We start from the raw sequence: 17,732 nt of genomic DNA, 5'->3' as shown, positions 1-17,732 counted from the left end.
CGAGCGCGAGCGGACTCGAGCCGCTCGCGCTCGACTATTATAATTTACTTGGGGACAATTAATCCACCCTGCTAGCCAAGGGCGGGCACGGGGAGTAGGGGTCGCACCGCCCCTACTAAGGGGGAGTAGGGGGTGGACAAGATTCTTCTCAAAGTCAACCCCTACTCCCCAACAATCAAGGGGATTTAGGGGGATCGAGATATGTGCAACTTCACATTAAATTGGTATTAGGACCGGAATTATTCTTATCTCTATTCTCTTCATCGGCGTGAATCAGCGTCACTCCTTTGTCCGGGGCGGTTAATACATTCTCTTTTTTTAACCGCAGATGAGGGCAGATAAACACAGATTAACGCAGATGAATTAGATCGAGTCCGGTTGCACCGTCCGTGATTGTTGACGGTTGACTGGATTTTACCCCCGACGATGCTAGCCGATTTGATATGATACGATTCTAGAGCTATACCTGCAGCTTTAACCTAATAGCGATGGCAGAATTTATTGTGGGAACTTTTTATTGTTTTACTGTTAGATAAGTTTGCTTTGTTAGCTGGGAATTTAGCGAGAGTGCTAGAGTTTTTGCTGCGGCAGAACATCAATGTTTTGTGAAAAATTGGTCTTAATTTTATTGATTTTTTTCCCCGCACGCCATCAACCAAAAACTCATCATCGATCGATCGCCCGCAGCGACAAACTCATCCCGCGAAACCAGATAGCTGGCTATTTCCGACTCTGAAATCAGCCCTTGTTTGACCATTTGCAAAATGGGCCCGGAGTCAAGCAAAGGTTGAAACGCCTTAATTCCGATGATATCGCTGTGGCTAACAACCGCTTCTAAATCAACGCTAACAAACCCAGCTTCTTTGAGAATGCGGCACAGATTTCGCCCGACGCATAAATCGCCGCCCCGCGACGCCATCACCTGCTTGAATTTCTCGCGGACAATCTCGACTGACAACGGTGGATTTGTCAGCCAAAACAGATCCGCGTCGCTATCGATAATCACCAGTTTTCCCCCAGGCTTCAAGATGCGGAATATTTCTCTAGCTGCTGCGACGGGATCGGGAAGGTGAACGAACAGCAAACGGGCGATCGCAAAATCGAAAGTGTTAGCCACCAAACCAGTATCCGCAACCGATGCTTGGATGCGATTTACTCGATCGCCCCCTTTGTCCTGCAAATATGCTACTGCTTTTTCGTGCAGTACCGGGTCAATTTCTACCGCTGTTACCGAACTGTTTGGCAGCAATTCTAACAGTTTTTCGGTGAAAAATCCAGGCCCGCTACCCGCTTCCAAAACTTTCATCCCGTCGGCTAAACCGAACCACTTTAAAGTGCGCGCTTCCTTTTCCCAACTGAGGAGAACTTGAGCTTTTAACCGTTGAATTTCTGCGTCAAGTTCCAGATTGTACGTGTTTGCTTGATACGAACCTTCTGCTGGCATGAAATTATCCTTATTCTTACTAGGATACCAGGATTATAATAGAAATATAATCAAATCTCCGATCGAGTTATCTGTGCGTAAGATCGTTTCCGGTGGCATGGGAATGATTTAACCACAGAGGACGCAGAGAACGCAGAGTTCGAGAAGAGAGAGATGAATACAGGACGAGGAAGTGCGGATTTTGCAACACAATCATCAGAATTGCGCTTTAGCGCAATTCTCGTTGCCGACATCCACAACTACATTTGGCGGACAGATGCAGGACGGAAACCCGGTAATTCCTCTATTGTAAGAAGATGACGGATTACCTAAACTAAAGATGCTGATTTTCCCGCATCCCTTACTATTTTTATTTTATGCACTATGCCCAAAACTCTAGCTCAATCTGAAAAACGAACCTTTTTAGTTGTGGATGACCATGCGATGGTGTTAGGTGGCACGCTTAACATTCTGAAGCAAGAATATCCAGAGGCAGACATTCTGACGGCTTCGACGGCTCAGGCAGCCCTTGAGCAAATAGCGCAGAGAACCCCGGATTTGGTGATTGTGGATCTGGTGATGCCAGAGACGATCGGCGAAACGGCGCAAGCGAATTCAGGGCTTCAACTTCTCAAAACGTTGATGGATAAGTATCCGAGTCTGAATATTGTGGTGCAGAGTGCCCATGTTCGGACTTTAGTTTGGCTGAAACCGTCGATCGACAATCACATGGGCGGCTTCACAGTTGTCGATAAGAGCCACCCGATCAAAGACTTGCTAGCAATGGTTGATTGGGCGCTGCACGAGCGGATTTATACACCCAGAGAGATCCGCAACGGGCTGCAACTCAAACCGGCCTGGATGCAGGTGTTGCAATTTGCTTTTCACGAGAGCTTGCAGGATACTGCGATCGCCAAACGGATGAATGTTTCTGAACGCACTGTGCAGTGTTACTGGAGTAAGATTCGAGATGTGCTAGATGTGCATACCGAAAATGACAAAAATCTGCGGATTCAAACGGAAGTGCGAGCTAGGGAACAAGGATTGATTGATTAGGCCTCGACCGAATACCAAGTCCAGAACAGGCAAGATGCCTGTTCCACAAGAATTATTGGAGATGTCTATTATTGAAGCCCGATCGAGAACAAGCAGTGAAAGCAGATATCTCGACTTGGCGGCGCGGCTCGCTTCCAGGGTTGATGGTGATTGTCGCTGTGATGATGGCTAGATTGAGCGGTGCGCTTCAGTTTTGGGAGTTGGTTGCGTTCGATCGATTTCTGCGTTTGCGTCCTCCTGAGCCAATGGATGAACGGATTGTAATTGTCGGCATCACTGAGGAGGATATTCAACGCGCTAGAACTTATCCGATTCCCGATCGCGATATTGCCGATTTACTCAAACGCTTGCAGGCCTATCAACCGATCGCGATCGGGCTGGATATTGTCCGCGATATTCCGGTTGAACCGGGTAATGCTGAACTGACATCGGTGTTTCGCAGCAGCAAGAATACGATCGGAGTGGAGATTGCTTTGCCCGATCGCAGTGGCTTTACCGTCGCACCTCCGCCCGCACTACCACCCGAACAGGTTGGCTTTGCAGATTTCGTACTCGATGCGGATGGCTACCAGCGCCGCAGTTTATTGGGCACTGGTAGCCATCAGCAGGAATACCGTTTTTCCTTCGCAATCCGGCTGGCAGAACTCTATTTAGCAACCCGAGGAATTAAGCTAGGTAATGGAATTCGCGATCGGGAGGCGAAGCGCTTTGGCAGCATTGAATTGACCAGAGTGCAGTCAAACTCTGGCGGATATGTGGGGGCGGATGCTGGCGGCAACCAGATTTTACTGAATGTTCGCAGCGGGACAATGCCATTTCGCGTGCTTTCCCTGGAGCAAATCAAGGCAGGACAAGTAGAGCCGAACTGGATTCGAGGCAAAATTGTGCTGATTGGGATGATGTCTTTTAGCGCGAAGGATCTGGCAAGTTCAGGTGCGATCGCAGGCATCAATCCCGGACGGATTTACGGAGTCGAAATGCAGGCCCACGAAACCAGCCAGATGATTAGCGCGGTGCTCGATCGGCGACCGTTGCTTCAGGTTTGGGGGGAGGGCTGGGAAACGCTCTGGATTGCGGTCTGGGGACTCTTGGGGATGAGTTTGGGACGATTTCTGCGATCGCCCTGGAAAATTGTGATCGGGCTCTTAATCGCTAGTATTACCCCGATCGCGCTCTGTTACTGGTTCATTCTTTTGGGATGGTGGGTGCCAATCGTACCTGTATTGCTCGTACTCGTGTTGAATGGGGTTGGGTTGACGGCAGCGTTATTTTATCGCCACGAACAGGAACTCCGACTGCGCTTGGAGGAACGTCAATTTGCGATCGAACAAACTTTTAATGCGATTCATAGCGGGCCTTTACAAACATTAGTGGTGATTTTGAGAACAGTTGGGGAGCAAGATCCACCGCCGCCGTTTCTACCGGAGTTGCAACGCCTGAATCAAGAATTACGGGCAGTTTACGGCTCAGTGCAGCGAGATGCGATCGCAGATGAACCGCATTTGCGAATGGGAAGTGCGATCGAATTAGCCCTGCAGGCTCCATTGCATGAATTGCTCTACAAAGTCTATTGCAACACGCTCGAACAAGAACTGCCTTATCTCAAAACGCTCAAATTCAAAATTGTGCAGTTCGATCCTTTGAACACCTCACATCTGCGGTTGGAACACAAGCGAGCACTCTGCCGCTTTCTGGAAGAAGCGCTCTGCAATGTGGGGAAACACGCGATCGAAGCCACTCGCTTGACCGTAATTTGCACTCAGGAGGGCGATCGGCAGGTGATTCGGGTGGCGGATAATGGTAGGGGGAAACCGTCTCAGTCAGAAACGCTTAGCTTGGCCCAAATGGATCGAGACAGGGAGATAACCGAAGATCCAAACCCTAAACTTCAACCTTCAGGATTAGGAACCCAGCTTGCAAAGAACTTAGCCAAACAGTTAGGCGGAGCATTTCGGCGCTACCCGAATCAACCGAAGGGGACAGTGTGCGAGTTAACTTGGTCAGCGAAACGGCGGTGGTTCTGGTAATTGGTTGGGTTCACGCTTGTCAAATCGTTTATGAACGGGCTCTGGGGCCCGTTCCACAAGAAATTCACTCTTTGTGGAACGGGCTCTGGGGCCCGTTCTTGAGAATGGTTCAAGAGCTCAGATATAACGATCGACAACAGGGCAACTCTGGATACGGCAATGCCCAAAGCGTTTCAACTTAAGCTGTCAGTCCACCCAGTCCTCCCGCCCACCCGGCAGTCCTAAGCGGGAATGAATTCCCTGTCTCATAGCGAAAGTCCTCTTAAAGAGGACTGAAGAACTCATTAGTTGTCTTTGAGAGGACTGAAGAACTCATTAGTCGTCTGAAGACGACTTTCGCTTTGAGGCAGGGGTTTAAACCCCTGTCGGACTGCTGTGAGTCCACCGAGCCCTTCCGTCCGCCCGTCAGTCCTAAGCGGGAATGAATTCCCTGTCTCATAGCGAAAGTCCTCTCAAAGAGGACTGAAGAACTCATTAGTCGTCTTCAGACGACTTTCGCTTTGAGGCAGGGGTTTAAACCCCTGCCGGACTGCCGGACTAAGGGTTTGCCCTTAAGCTGACACCAATATCTTTGCACCTTCCCGCAAAGGACGCTTGCGGGTAGTCCTCTATTGTGTTTGTGTATTGATGATTACTGTAGAAATAGTTACAGAGGGGATTGCGATGATGACTCACGAGTTGAAGCGTCGAACCGTTTACTCTGCGGGCCTTGCGAGTTTAATGCTGAGTGTTTCGTTCTGGATCGCTCCTGTAGCGCTGGCACAATACACTCCTCCTGAAAACCCTTCTAAACCGAAAGAAACGGGCACGAATACCACTCGCGGGGGCAGTTGCGAAGCTAATTCATCGGCGAGATTGACTGCCTTAGTGCCGTTTAGCCATGTGGGACAGACGATTTCTGGGCATCCGACTTTTACCTGGTTTGTACCCGATCGCACTCCTCGTCCGCTGCAATTCCGGCTCTTTACTCGCACGGGACAAGCACTCTACAGAACCGAGATGCAGAGTCAGCCAGGAATCATGTCGGTTGCTTTGCCCTCAAATCTGCCCCAACTGTCGATCGGGCAATCCTATCAGTGGCAAGTGGTGTTGGTGTGCGATCGGAATGTTCCTTCGAGAAATGTGGTGGCGGCGGCAGAAATCCAAGTCGTTGCGCCTGCTGCATCGTTGCAGACTCAACTTGCAGGCGCGCAAACTCCCCAACAGCGGATTGACCTTTATGCGGAGTCTGGGCTGTGGTATGACGCGATCGCCGAAGCGCGCAAAGCCTCTGAGACTTCTCAAAACCAAGCGGCTGTGCTGGAATTGCTAGATTCTCTTGCTAGTTCGGAAGCCGAACCTTTGAAAGATTGGAGCGATCGATTGAAGCAAATTAGGGCGATCAAACAACAGCGCCAAGGACAGCGCTAACTTTCGCAATCCAAAGACTAAATCCTATGAAATCTTTCTCGCTAAAACTGCTTAAATCCAGCGATCGTAAAGTGCGATCGGGCTTCCTTTTTCCCCTCGCCTTTTGCTTTTTGTCTGTTGCCTTTTATATTCCTCAGCATTCTCAACTCCCGGTTGTTGCTCAGGCGATCGAGGTTAGTGAAGCAGAGGGCGATCGGCTTGTGGAGCAAGGAATTCAACAGCTTGAGACTAGCCAATTCCCAGCAGCGTTGAATTCGTTCCAGCAGGCACTGCAAATTTATCGCGCCATCAAAAACCGCTACGGGGAAAGTGCAGCACTGGGCAATTTGGGAGTCGCTTACCGCTTTCTGGGCAACAATGCCAAAGCCATCGAGTATATGGAGCAGAATTTAGCGATCTCCCGCGAACTTAAAGACCGTCTTGGGGAAGCGAATGCACTGGGCAATTTGGGACTCGCTTACCACTCTCTGAACAACTCGGCCAAAGCCATTGAGTATTCACAGCAGTGGTTAGCCATCGCTCGCGAAATTAAAGACCGCCAAAGGGAGGGTAATGCACTGCGTATTTTGGGAACCTCTTACCACTATCTGGGCGACTATGCCAAAGCCATTGAGTATTTGCAGCAGTGGTTAGCCATCGCCCGTGAAATTAAACACCGCTACGGGGAAGGTAGGGCACTGGGCAATTTGGGAGCAGCTTACCTCTCTCTGGGCAACTATGGCAAAGCCATTGAGTATACACAGCAGACTTTAGCTATCGCCCGCTCCATTAAAGACCGCTACGGGGAAGGTTCAGCACTGGGCAATTTGGGAGTTGCTTACCGCTTTCTGGGCAACTATGCTAAAGCAATTGAGTATTCACAGCAACATTTAGCTATCGCCCGCTCCATTAAAGACCGCCAAGGGGAAGGTGCTGCACTGAGGAATTTGGGAATCGCTTACAGCTCTCTGGGCAACTATCCCCAAGCCATTGAGTATGCACAGCAACATTTAGCTATCGCCCGCTCCATTAAAGACCGCCAAGGGGAAGGTGCTGCACTGGGCAATTTGGGAGCCGCTTACCTCTCTCTGGGCAACTATGTCACAGCCATCGAGTATATGGAGCAGAGTTTAGCCATCGCCCGCTCCATTAAAGACCGCCGAGGGGAAGGTGCAGCAATGGGCAATTTGGGAATCGCTTACCGCTCTCTGGGCAACTATGCCCAAGCCCTCAAGTATGCACAGCAGTGCTTAGCCATCGCCCGCGAAACTAAAGACCGCCTTGGAGAGGGTAGGGCACTGGGCAATTTAGGATTTGCTTACCGCTCTCTGGGCAACTATCCCCAAGCCATTGAGTATACACGGCAGCGCTTAGCCATCGCCCGCTCCATTAAAGACCGCCTTGGAGAAGGTACGGCGCTCGACAACCTTGGAGCGACGTTCTTAAAAGCTGGCAACCCAACAGAAGCTGAAAAAATGCTCGTCAATGCCATTCAAGTTTGGGAATCGATGCGTCAAATGCTAGGCTCCAACGATGCGAATAAAGTCTCCATCTTTGAAGGACAAGCTAGCACTTATAGGATGTTAGAAAAAGTCCGGGTGGCTCAGAATAACCCGATCGCCGCTTTAGAAATTGCCGAACGGGGACGTGCCCGTGCCTTTGTCGATCTACTGACACAACGCTTATCAACTGGTGATGCCAATTCGGTCATCGCCACTGCTCCCAACGGCGAGCAAATCCGCCAAATCGCCAAAGCACAGAACGCCACTTTGGTTCAGTATTCCATCATCTACGACACCTTCCAGATTGAGGGCAAACAACTAGGGCGTGAATCCGCGATTTACATTTGGGTAATTCAACCTACGGGTGAAATTACCTTCCGCGAGGTAGACCTTCAACCCCTTTGGCAAAAACACAACGCCTCTCTAGCCAGCTTAATCGTTGGCAATCAAGAATTTCTCGCTGTCCGCAGTCGCAGCAGCACTGGTTTTGCCCAACCCCAACCCAACTTACCGACACTGCATCAACTGCTAATCGATCCCATTGCCAGCCTGCTACCCAAAGATCCTAATGCCCACGTCATTTTCATTCCTCAAGGTTCCCTGTTCCAGGTGCCCTTCCCCGCCCTGCAAGACTCTGGCGGCACTTACTTAATCGAAAAACACACGATTCTCACCGCCCCTTCGATTCAAGTATTGGATTTGACTCGACAACAACGACAGAAGTTAGCGCAGAAGCCAGCTAACAGCAGCAGGGCTCTAGTCTTGGGCAATCCCACCATGCCAAGCGTGTCTTTCTCTCCGGGAGAACCGAAACAGCAATTGTCTCCTCTACCTGGGGCCGAAGCTGAAGCGATCGCGATCGCGCCTCTGCTCAACACCCAAGCCATCACAGGTGCACAAGGGACAAAAGCCCAGATCGTCCAAAAAATGCCCCAAGCATCGATCATTCACTTAGCAACGCATGGATTGCTCGATGATGTGCGCGGATTGGGAAGTGCGATCGCTATGGCTCCTTCTGGTAGCGATGACGGCTTATTGACCGCAGAAGAGATTTTCGATATGAAACTGCAAGCAAGCTTAGTCGTTTTGAGTGCCTGCAACACTGGAGAAGGCAGAATTACCGGGGATGGAGTAATTGGTTTGTCGCGCGCTTTGATTTCGGCAGGAGTGCCGAGTGTGATTGTTTCTTTATGGGCGGTTCCCGATGCGCCGACATCGGAATTGATGCAGTCGTTTTATCAAAATTTGCAAAATAATCCCGACAAAGCACAGGCATTGCGGCAAGCAATGTTAACTACGATGAAAACTCATCCCCAGCCGCGAGATTGGGCGGCATTTACTTTGATTGGGGAGGCAGAGTAAGTTTTTATTAATAATGGATTGGATATCGATATTTTTATCGCGATCGGGGACTGCTGTTTAACTATTAAATCCCGATCCCCCCTAGCCCCCCTTAAGAAGGGGGGGACAAGAAGTTGTCAAAGTTCCCCGACCTAAGAAGGGGGAACAAGAACATTCAAAGTCAACCCCTACTCCCCTTCTTAAGGGGTATTTAGGGGGGTCTAGACTTCGCCTAAAAGCGACATTTATATCTCTAGGACTTACGCATGGGGCCCAGAAACCGGGTTTTTTCGAGAAGACGCGTTGTGACCCGCAGATTCGGTAAAAAACCCGGTTTCTTTGGTCTGAGTGCGTAAATCCTGTCTGAAAGATGACTGATGACTTATATTCTTCAGTCCTCTTTTAGAGGACTTGCGCTATGAGACAGGGAATTAATTCCCTGGCGGACTATGGAATGTATCTTTGTTCGCGATCGCGCTTTAATCTCAAAACTGATGGAAGTGAACCATCTACTCTACATATTCACATACTTTGCACTTTCCCGCAATCTATTTTGCACCTCATACTTAATCAAGTCTGTGGGTAGAACGAATGATTTTCCCATCTGGGTTGCTTAAGATTTAAGTCAACTGTCAACTGTCAACTTACTGCGTAACTTTATGAATGCAGAATCAGCTACAAACATTCTAGATAACCTGGTACAGGAAAAGAGAGGCGAACCATTGAACGGCTTACAGCGAGCAATTATTCAAGGAGTGTTAGATGGTTTGACATACCAAGAAATCAAGAATAATTATGCGATCGCGCGGAACTATGAAATATGCTACTTAGCGCGATACGTTGCTTATCATTTGTGGAAATTGCTGACAGAGGTATTGAAAGATGCAGGAATTATCGACCCGGACGAAAGAGTCCGCAACAAAAATTTGTGGGAGTCCGCGATCAGAGTGGCACAGCAAAGCGTGCAGTCGGAATCTGTACAAAAAAGTCAACCCCCCGTACCGCCAGATCCGATGCTGGACAGCAAACTGCGAATGTGTTACCGAATTACCGAACATTTGGTAAGTACCGAGTTTAGCGATACTTATCTTGCGGAAGATGAAGATATGCCCGATCGCATACCGGAACTGTTAGCTCGCTTTCAGGAAGATCGATCTTTCTATTTGATAGTGGAATTCATTTATATCTGAAAGAGGACTAATGAGTTATCTTCTTCAGTCCTCTTTGAGAGGACTTGCGCTATGAGACAGGGAATTAATTCCCGCTAAGGACTGTGGAATGAATCTTTATTCGCGATCGCGCTTCAATCTCAAAACCGATGGAAGTGAACCATCTACTCTACATATTCACATACTTTGCACTTTCCCGCAATCTATTTTGCACTCATACTTAATCAAGTCTGTGGGTAGAACGAATGATTTTCCCATCTGGGCGGCTTAAGATTTAACTCAAGAATGAATCAAAATATCGGGGTTTTAAAATTATGTTAGACATCACCACAACCAATCCTAACGATCGCCTTTATTTCAATCAACAGCCAAAGGAGCTCGCTCCATCAACATTTCCGGCTAACAGCGACTTGCTCAACTCAGCGATCGATCCATTGAATATTCCTGGTTATAGCGCTGAATCTAGCTTGACTAATCCCACAGCATCCAGCTTCGACCAACAGACACAGATAGCAGATTTTATTGCAGCTAATGCAGGCGCTGGCTTCAGTTTCCCTGCGAGCGATCGAGTTACTGGCGATGTCGCCGATGCTCAACTCAAACCGCAGTCAGAATCGGCGCTAGCAAACGCAGATCCGCTAACAGGAATGATTTCTGCTTCCCAGTTAAATTTCGCCGATCCAGGTAACACTCTTTCGACAGCTCGTAATGTTGTTGGCGTTCAGAATGGTAGCATCAGTTTAACTGATTTTGTGGGCCTAGGCGATCGGGACGATTTCTACCGATTCGAGCTCAACACTAGGAGCAATTTTAGCCTGCGTCTAGACGGTTTGAGAGCGGATGCTGATGTACGGTTAATTCAAGATAGAAACGGCAACGGTAGAGTTGATTTAGGGGAAATTATTGACTACTCTCTTGAGAGTGGCACTGTCCCCGATGTCATTAATGTATCCAATCTGGAGGCAGGGACATACTATGTCCAAGTTTATAGCTTCTTAAGCAACTCTACTAATTACAACCTGAATCTTTCTGCCACCTCTATTCCTGAACTAAATATTCCCACACCTAGCGGCCCTTTTAATAGTAATTACGGCTACGGTTTGGTGAATGCAAATGCAGCAGTTTCCAGCACCTTGAACAGTTCAAATCCTTTCCCTGCTCTCCCCAATTTGGGCGGGAATAATTGGGCGCTAGATGTCATAAATGCACCGGAAGTTTGGAATCAGAACATTACAGGAAATGGGATTGTTGTAGCTGTCGTGGATAGTGGTGTTGACTACACCCATCCTGACTTGGATGACAATATTTGGCGGAACCCTGGTGAAATTGCTGGAAATGGCATTGATGACGATGGCAACGGATATATTGATGATATTCGGGGTTGGGATTTTGTGGCAAGCGACAACAACCCAATGGATATGAGTTTCAACGGTCACGGGACTCACATAGCAGGTGCGATCGCGGCGGAACGAAATGATTTTGGCATCACAGGAGTTGCGCCCAATGCTAAGATTATGCCTGTCAGAGTGTTGCCCGCCTTTGGTAGCGGATCGGTGAATAATATTGCTGCTGGAATCCGCTATGCTGCTGATAATGGAGCCAATGTAATTAATCTCAGCTTGGGAAATGAGTTTGTCCCTTCCAACGTAGTAAATAACGCAATTCAGTATGCAAATAACAAAGGCTCTGTTGTGGTGATAGCAGCCGGAAATACGGGTGACATCCAACCAGCTTATCCAGCTCGTAATGCCGATAGCTTGGGAATTGCAGTGGGCAGCATTGATGTAAGAGGCCGCATGGCTGATAGCTCTAACCGGGCGGGTTCCAGACCTTTAGATTACTTAGTTGCTCCGGGAGTAGAGATAGTTTCTACTACTCCTGATGAGGATTATGAACTCAGAACTGGTACGTCTTTTGCAACGCCACAGGTAGCGGGTGTAGCGGCTTTAGTTTTGAGTGCCAATCCGACTTTAACTCCGGCTCAAGTTGAGCACATTTTGACGACAACAGCTAATAGAAATGGGTTAACAGGATAGCATTGCAAATCCTCACTTAAGTCCAGCGGACATTAATAGAGCATATTTAGCAGACGGCTCTGGATATGAACGCTCCAAACACGCCAGGTTTTGAGGTTGGATTTGACTATGCCACTGGATAATGGTTTGATTCAAGCCGATCGCCCGATCGCTAAAATAGTCGTCTAATTCAGATTAGAGTCCCTATTCCCAGCCGCGAGATCGGGGAGACAGAGTAAGCTTCTATGAAGGTCGATCGCCTGTGGCAGATTGAGGCGATCGCACCACGACGGCAGAAAGAGCGATCGGGCTAATTCTCTAAATTCCAACTCTAGAATCCTATGCTGTATTCCCCATTTAAGCGGCTCAAATCAACCCACTCTAGGCTCACTAATGTTTTCCTAGCTTCCATTTCCCTGTTCCTGCTTGCCACTATGTCCCTATTAACTACTCCTGACTCTCTCTTCCCAGCGATCGCTCAAACTACCGATGCTCGTCAAGTAGAGGCCGATCGGCTGTTTCAGCAGGGGCTTCAACAGTATCAAACTAGCCAATTCCAAGCAGCGCTGAATTCCTGGCAACAGGCACTGCAAATTTATCGCGCCCTCCAAAACCGCCAAAGGGAGGGTAATGCACTGGTCAATTTGGGAACCGCTTACAGCTCTTTGGGCAACTATGCCAAAGCCGTTGAGTATACACAGCAGGGTTTAGCGATGGCACGCGAAATTAAAAATCGCCAAGTGGAGGATATAGCACTGGGCAATTTGGGAAACGCTTACCTCGCTCTGGGCGAATATGCCAAAGCCATTGAGTATTCACAGCAATATTTAGCCATCGCCCGCGAACTTAAAGACCGCGAAAGGGAGGGTGCAGCACTGGTCAATTTGGGAGTTGCTTACCGCTCTCTGGGCAACTATGTCAAAGCCATTGAGTATTCACGGGAGTGGTTAGTGATCGCCCGCGAAATTAAAAACCGTCAAAGTGAAGGTCTGGCACTAGGCAATTTGGGAGTCGCTTACCTCGCTGTGGGCGAATATGCCAAAGCCATTGAGTATTCACAGCAATATTTAGCGCTCGCACGCGAAATTAAAAACCGCTTTGGGGAGGGTAAGGCCCTAGGTCGTTTGGGATACGCTTACTACTATCTGGGCAACTATACCCAAGCCATTGAGTATTCACAGCAGAGTTTAGTCATCGCACGCGAAGTTAAAGACCGCCAAGAGGAGGGTGTGGCACTGGGCCATTTGGGACGTACTTACGACTCTCTGGGCAACTATGCCAAAGCCATTGATTATGGGCAGCAACATTTAGCGATCGCCCGCGAAATTAAAAACCGCCAAGGGGAGGGTGTTGCACTCGGCAATTTGGGAATTGCTTACCTCGATCTGGGCAACTATGCGAAAGCCATTGAGTATACACAGCAGACTTTAGTCATCGCCCGCGAAATTAAAGACCACCACAGTGAAGGGAATGCACTAGGCAATTTGGGAATCGCTTACAGCTCTTTGGGCAACTATGCCAAAGGCATTGAGTATTCACAGCAGAGTTTAGTCATCGCCCGCGAAATTAAAGACCGCCAAGGGGAAGGTGCAGAACTGGGCAATTTGGGAAATGCTTACCTCTATCTGGGCGACTATGCCAAAGCCATTGAGTATTTGCAACAACAGTTAGCCATCGCCCGTGAAATTAAAGACCGCAACGGGGAAGGGAATGCACTGGGCAATTTGGGAATCGTTTACAGCTATCTGGGCAACTATGTCACAGCCATTGATTATGCACAGCAGAGTTTAGCCATCGCCCGCGAAATTAAAGACCGCAACGGGGAAGGTAAGGCGCTCAACAATCTTGGATTGGCGTTCTTGAAAGCTGGCAACCCCACAGAAGCTGAAAAAACGCTCGTCAATGCCATTCAAGTTTGGGAATCGATGCGGCAAATGCTCGGCTCCAACGACGCGAATAAAGTCTCCATCTTTGAAGGACAAGCTCGCACCTATTGGGCTTTACAACAAGTCAGGGTGGCTCAGAATAACCCGATCGCCGCCTTAGAAATTGCCGAACGAGGACGTGCTCGTGCCTTTGTCGATCTCCTGACAGAACGCTTATCCTCTGGTGATGCCAATTCGGTCATCGTCGCTGCTCCCAACCGGGATCAAATCCGCCAAATCGCCAAAGCACAGAACGCCACTTTGGTGCAGTATTCCATCATCTACGACGCCTTCCAGATTCAGGGCAAGCAAGTAGGACGTGAATCCGCGCTTTACATCTGGGTGATTCAACCGACAGGCGAAATCGCGTTCCGCGAGCTTGACCTCAAACCCCTCTGGCAGAAGCACAAGGCCTCCCTAAGAAGCTTAATCGTTGGCAATCAAGAATTCCTCGCTGTCCGCAGTCGCAGCACTCTTGGCTCCACCCAACCCCAACCCAACTTACCGACGCTGCATCAACTGCTGATCGATCCAATTCAAACACTTCTGCCCAAAGACCCCAATGCCCGCGTCATTTTCATTCCTCAACGATCGCTTTTTCAGGTGCCATTCCCCGCCCTGCAAGATGCCAACGGCACTTACTTAATCGAAAAACACACGATTCTCACCGCCCCTTCGATTCAAGTATTGGATTTGACTCGACAACAACGGCAGAAGTTAGCACAGAAGCCACCCAACAGCGCTAACGCTCTAGTCTTGGGCAATCCCACCATGCCTAGTGTGTCTGCCTATCTCGGAGAACCCAAACAGCGATTGTCTCCTCTACCTGGGGCTGAAGCTGAAGCTAGAGCGATCGCGCCTCTGCTCAATACTCAAGCGATCATAGGCGCTCAAGGGACAAAATCTGCGATCGTTCAAAAAATGCCCCAAGCATCGATTATTCACTTGGCAACGCATGGATTGCTGGATGATGTGCGCGGATTGGGAAGTGCGATCGCTATGGCTCCTTCTGGTAGCGATGACGGCTTATTGACCGCAGAAGAGATTTTCGATATGAAACTGCAAGCAAGCTTAGTCGTTTTGAGTGCCTGCAACACTGGAGAAGGCAGAATTACCGGGGATGGAGTAATTGGTTTGTCGCGCGCTTTGATTTCGGCAGGAGTGCCGAGTGTGATTGTTTCTTTATGGGCGGTTCCCGATGCGCCGACATCGGAATTGATGCAGTCGTTTTATCAAAATTTGCAAAATAATCCCGACAAAGCACAGGCATTGCGGCAGGCAATGTTAACCACGATGAAAACTCATCCTCAGCCACGAGATTGGGCGGCATTTACTTTGATTGGGGAGGCAGAGTAAGGACGATCGCGACAAACAGATTATAGAGTACGATCGGGGATACAAACCCTTATCGCGAAACAGGCGGCTGCAAAATTTCATCCTCTGGAACTATTTTTGCTGACTCCAAAACCTCCTCTAAAACCGGAGAAGGAATCGGCACTTTCTCAACTACCGGATGCTTTTCCAAAGTCAAGCGAGACTGCGACGAACCAGACAACCTTTTCAATAATTGCGGTTTGCGATCGCACAGCAAATAAATAATTCGATCGCCCGCTTGCCAAATCTGGGTCGCCGACACTACTTGCAAGTATCCTTGCCTTTCCACCAGCAACGGCGCCAACTCCCCGGCTTTAACCAAAGCTTGTAAGTGAGCAATCTGAAACTGCAAGCCCTCTGTTTTTAACTCAGTTTCCCCCAATTTCACTTCGCCATCGATCAAATATTCGTTCCAATCCTTCAGCGACAAATCAGAGACAAAGGCTTGATTGATTTTAGTCTGATTTGCAGGCGTATTTGCTTGCGGATCTTTGGGGAATATTGCCAAAACCCTCGGCGGTGAAAACTCCTCGGCTGCTCGCTGAGCTAACACTAAGTTTACCTCGCCGTTGTTAGTCATTGCCAAAAAAGTTCCCATCGACTCCAGTCCGGCTTCTTCTAACACGCTGTGATCCAGAGCACTGCTCAAAAACACCCGCAAACCTTCTCGTTCTGCTTGTGCACAAGCTTCCGGGTTGGTGTCGATAATTGCCACCGATTCTCCGCGTTCTTGAAACAAGCGAGCAATTAATCTGCTCAAAGGATTTGACCCCACAATTGCAGCGCCGGTTGCAGATTTTGAGGTGACGCCCAAAAGTTGAGCCATCCGTCCGGCCGTTAGTCCCTGGACGAAAACTGTCATAATAATTGTTAGGAAAACTAAGGCTTTAATCGAGTCGCCACCGTTGATTCCCCGCTGGGTGAGCAAAATTGCAAATAAAGATGCGATCGACGCTGAGACAATTCCCCTCGGCGCTACCCAACAAACAAATAATTTCTGCCGCCAATTCAGTCCGCTGTTCCAAGTACACACCCAAACGTTGATCGGCCGCACTACCCACATTAAAGCTAAAACTGTAAACAAACTTCCCCAACCGAGCGCGACCACACTAGCGAGGGATAAATCGGCCGCCAGCAGCACGAACAGCATGGAAATAGCCAGGACTGTGAGTTGACCTTTAAACCTCCTCAGCAGCCTTTCTTCTGGCACAGCAGCGGCTCTGAGGACGATGCCGGATACCACTGTTGCCATCAGTCCCGATTCGCTGCGAATTTCTTCTGCTAAGCCGAAAAACCCCCACAAACCGGCTAAAACTACTAAGTTTTTGAGGTCTTCTGAGAGAAATTGCGATCGCTTGAGGATGAATCCCAGCAACCAACCTCCCGCAACTCCGACGAGTGCGCCAACGAAGAGTCGCACGATTAAATCTCGGAACAAAACCAGCAAATCAGCATTGCCGTTCAAAATAATATTCAGCACCAATACTGCCAGAATTGCCCCGACAGGATCGATTAAAACGCCTTCTGCTTCTAGCAAGGCGGCAACTTTTTTGTCAACGGATACTTGTTTGAGCAAAGGGCCGATTACTGTCGGGCCTGTGACGACTACTAGAGAAGCATACAAAAATGCGATCGGCCAGGGAAATTCCCCCAACCAGTGTGCGGCCATTCCGCCGCCTATTAGCGTAATTAAAGTGCCTACGGTAACTAAATTGCGGATGCTGCCGGAAAGTTTGCCCAAATCTCGCAATTCCAAATTCAAGCCGCCTTCAAACAGAATTAAAGCTACGCAAAGGGATACCATAACTTCCAAACCGCTGCCCAGCAGATTGGGGTGCAGCACTCCGAAGCAGTCTGGGCCTGCTAAAATGCCAAACAACAGCAAAAAGACGATCGCCGGAACTTTCAGATAGGCGGCGATAACTTGAGCGCTGATGCCACAGATGACGGTCATGACCATCAACAGGGTGATGTTAAAGGGGATTTCCATAGATATAATTGTTACAGGCTGCCCGCTTAGTTTTAAATGTTCGATCGCGGGTAATTGGAGTGCAGGCGCTATTTTCGGCGCAGCTTACAAACTCGGCACGGCCCTGGATTTTTCCCAATAAGATTAAAAAACCTTGATAGTCGCTATAACTTTATCAGATAATTCTCTTGGCGTCAAAGATGCGAGTAAGCTGTAGCTAAGCTGTTGCGGCATTTAAAGGGTATGTCAAAAAAAATTAAAGTCTTGTGGGGTGGGCGTCCCGCCCGCCCTGAATATACAATTTAAATGCGCGACAGCTTAAGCCAGAGATTGTCTGTTATGTTCGAGACTCCGATGGGGATGCGGGCACAGAGGGAGAGGATTTGACGAATTTTGATGGGGAGTCAATCGATTTTAGATTTTAGATTTTAGATTTTAGATTTTAGAATTGAAGTATTGACCCCACGGATAAATTCGGGGGGCAAGTTTCATCGGATAAGCTGTTGCGGCATTTAAATGGTATGTCAAAAATTTTTAAAGTC

Annotated in this window: 11 protein-coding genes; 9 read left to right on the top strand and 2 right to left on the bottom strand. The window is 48.8% G+C overall.

The features are described 5' to 3' along the window. Positions 1-625 precede the first annotated feature (625 nt). Positions 626-1,444, bottom strand: a complete 819-nt coding sequence (locus QUB20_RS07175; protein WP_333244568.1) for a class I SAM-dependent methyltransferase — start codon at positions 1,442-1,444, stop codon at positions 626-628. A gap of 363 nt (positions 1,445-1,807) precedes the next feature. Between QUB20_RS07175 and QUB20_RS07170 the strand changes: the two genes are divergently transcribed. The 9 genes from QUB20_RS07170 to QUB20_RS07130 all read left to right on the top strand — a co-directional run bounded on the left by QUB20_RS07170 (position 1,808) and on the right by QUB20_RS07130 (position 15,203). Next, a complete protein-coding gene (locus QUB20_RS07170) occupies positions 1,808-2,479 on the top strand; it encodes a response regulator transcription factor (protein ID WP_333244565.1) in 672 nt (223 codons plus the stop codon). Between the two features lie 34 nt (positions 2,480-2,513). Next, positions 2,514-2,651 carry a hypothetical protein gene (locus tag QUB20_RS07165; protein WP_333291267.1) on the top strand — a complete coding sequence of 46 codons (138 nt, stop codon included), beginning with the start codon at positions 2,514-2,516 and terminating at the stop codon, positions 2,649-2,651. Continuing rightward, positions 2,623-4,506 carry a CHASE2 domain-containing protein gene (locus QUB20_RS07160; RefSeq protein ID WP_333291269.1) on the top strand — a complete coding sequence of 628 codons (1,884 nt, stop codon included), beginning with the start codon at positions 2,623-2,625 and terminating at the stop codon, positions 4,504-4,506. The genes QUB20_RS07165 and QUB20_RS07160 overlap by 29 nt, the downstream gene beginning before the upstream one ends. After that, positions 4,464-4,688: a hypothetical protein gene (locus QUB20_RS07155; RefSeq protein WP_333291265.1), complete on the top strand. Its 225-nt coding sequence runs from the start codon at positions 4,464-4,466 to the stop codon at positions 4,686-4,688. The genes QUB20_RS07160 and QUB20_RS07155 overlap by 43 nt, the downstream gene beginning before the upstream one ends. A 445-nt stretch (positions 4,689-5,133) precedes the next feature. Then, positions 5,134-5,916: a DUF928 domain-containing protein gene (locus tag QUB20_RS07150; RefSeq protein WP_333244560.1), complete on the top strand. Its 783-nt coding sequence runs from the start codon at positions 5,134-5,136 to the stop codon at positions 5,914-5,916. Positions 5,917-5,942: 26 nt separating this feature from the next. Further along, entirely contained in the window at positions 5,943-8,759 is a 2,817-nt protein-coding gene (locus QUB20_RS07145; RefSeq protein WP_333244556.1) for a CHAT domain-containing tetratricopeptide repeat protein, read from the top strand. Positions 8,760-9,397: 638 nt separating this feature from the next. Beyond that, positions 9,398-9,928: a hypothetical protein gene (locus QUB20_RS07140; protein WP_333244554.1), complete on the top strand. Its 531-nt coding sequence runs from the start codon at positions 9,398-9,400 to the stop codon at positions 9,926-9,928. Positions 9,929-10,221: 293 nt separating this feature from the next. Further along, positions 10,222-11,943 (top strand): S8 family serine peptidase, encoded by a 1,722-nt coding sequence (locus tag QUB20_RS07135; protein WP_333244551.1) that lies wholly within the window; start codon positions 10,222-10,224, stop codon positions 11,941-11,943. Positions 11,944-12,356: 413 nt separating this feature from the next. After that, the gene (locus tag QUB20_RS07130; protein ID WP_333244548.1) at positions 12,357-15,203 is read left to right on the top strand and encodes a CHAT domain-containing tetratricopeptide repeat protein; all 2,847 of its coding nucleotides are present in this window, start codon (positions 12,357-12,359) and stop codon (positions 15,201-15,203) included. Between the two features lie 49 nt (positions 15,204-15,252). On the opposite strand, the gene QUB20_RS07125 is transcribed toward QUB20_RS07130, so the two are convergent. After that, complete coding sequence (locus tag QUB20_RS07125) at positions 15,253-17,211, bottom strand: cation:proton antiporter domain-containing protein (protein WP_333244545.1); 1,959 nt, start codon at positions 17,209-17,211, stop codon at positions 15,253-15,255. Between the last annotated feature and the right edge of the window lie 521 nt (positions 17,212-17,732).

Source organism: Microcoleus sp. B4-C2, from assembly GCF_036705265.1.
Classification (GTDB): Bacteria; Cyanobacteriota; Cyanobacteriia; order Cyanobacteriales; family Microcoleaceae; genus Microcoleus.
Note: the sequence above shows the minus strand (reverse complement) of the source record. Positions and strands in the feature narration are given on the sequence as shown.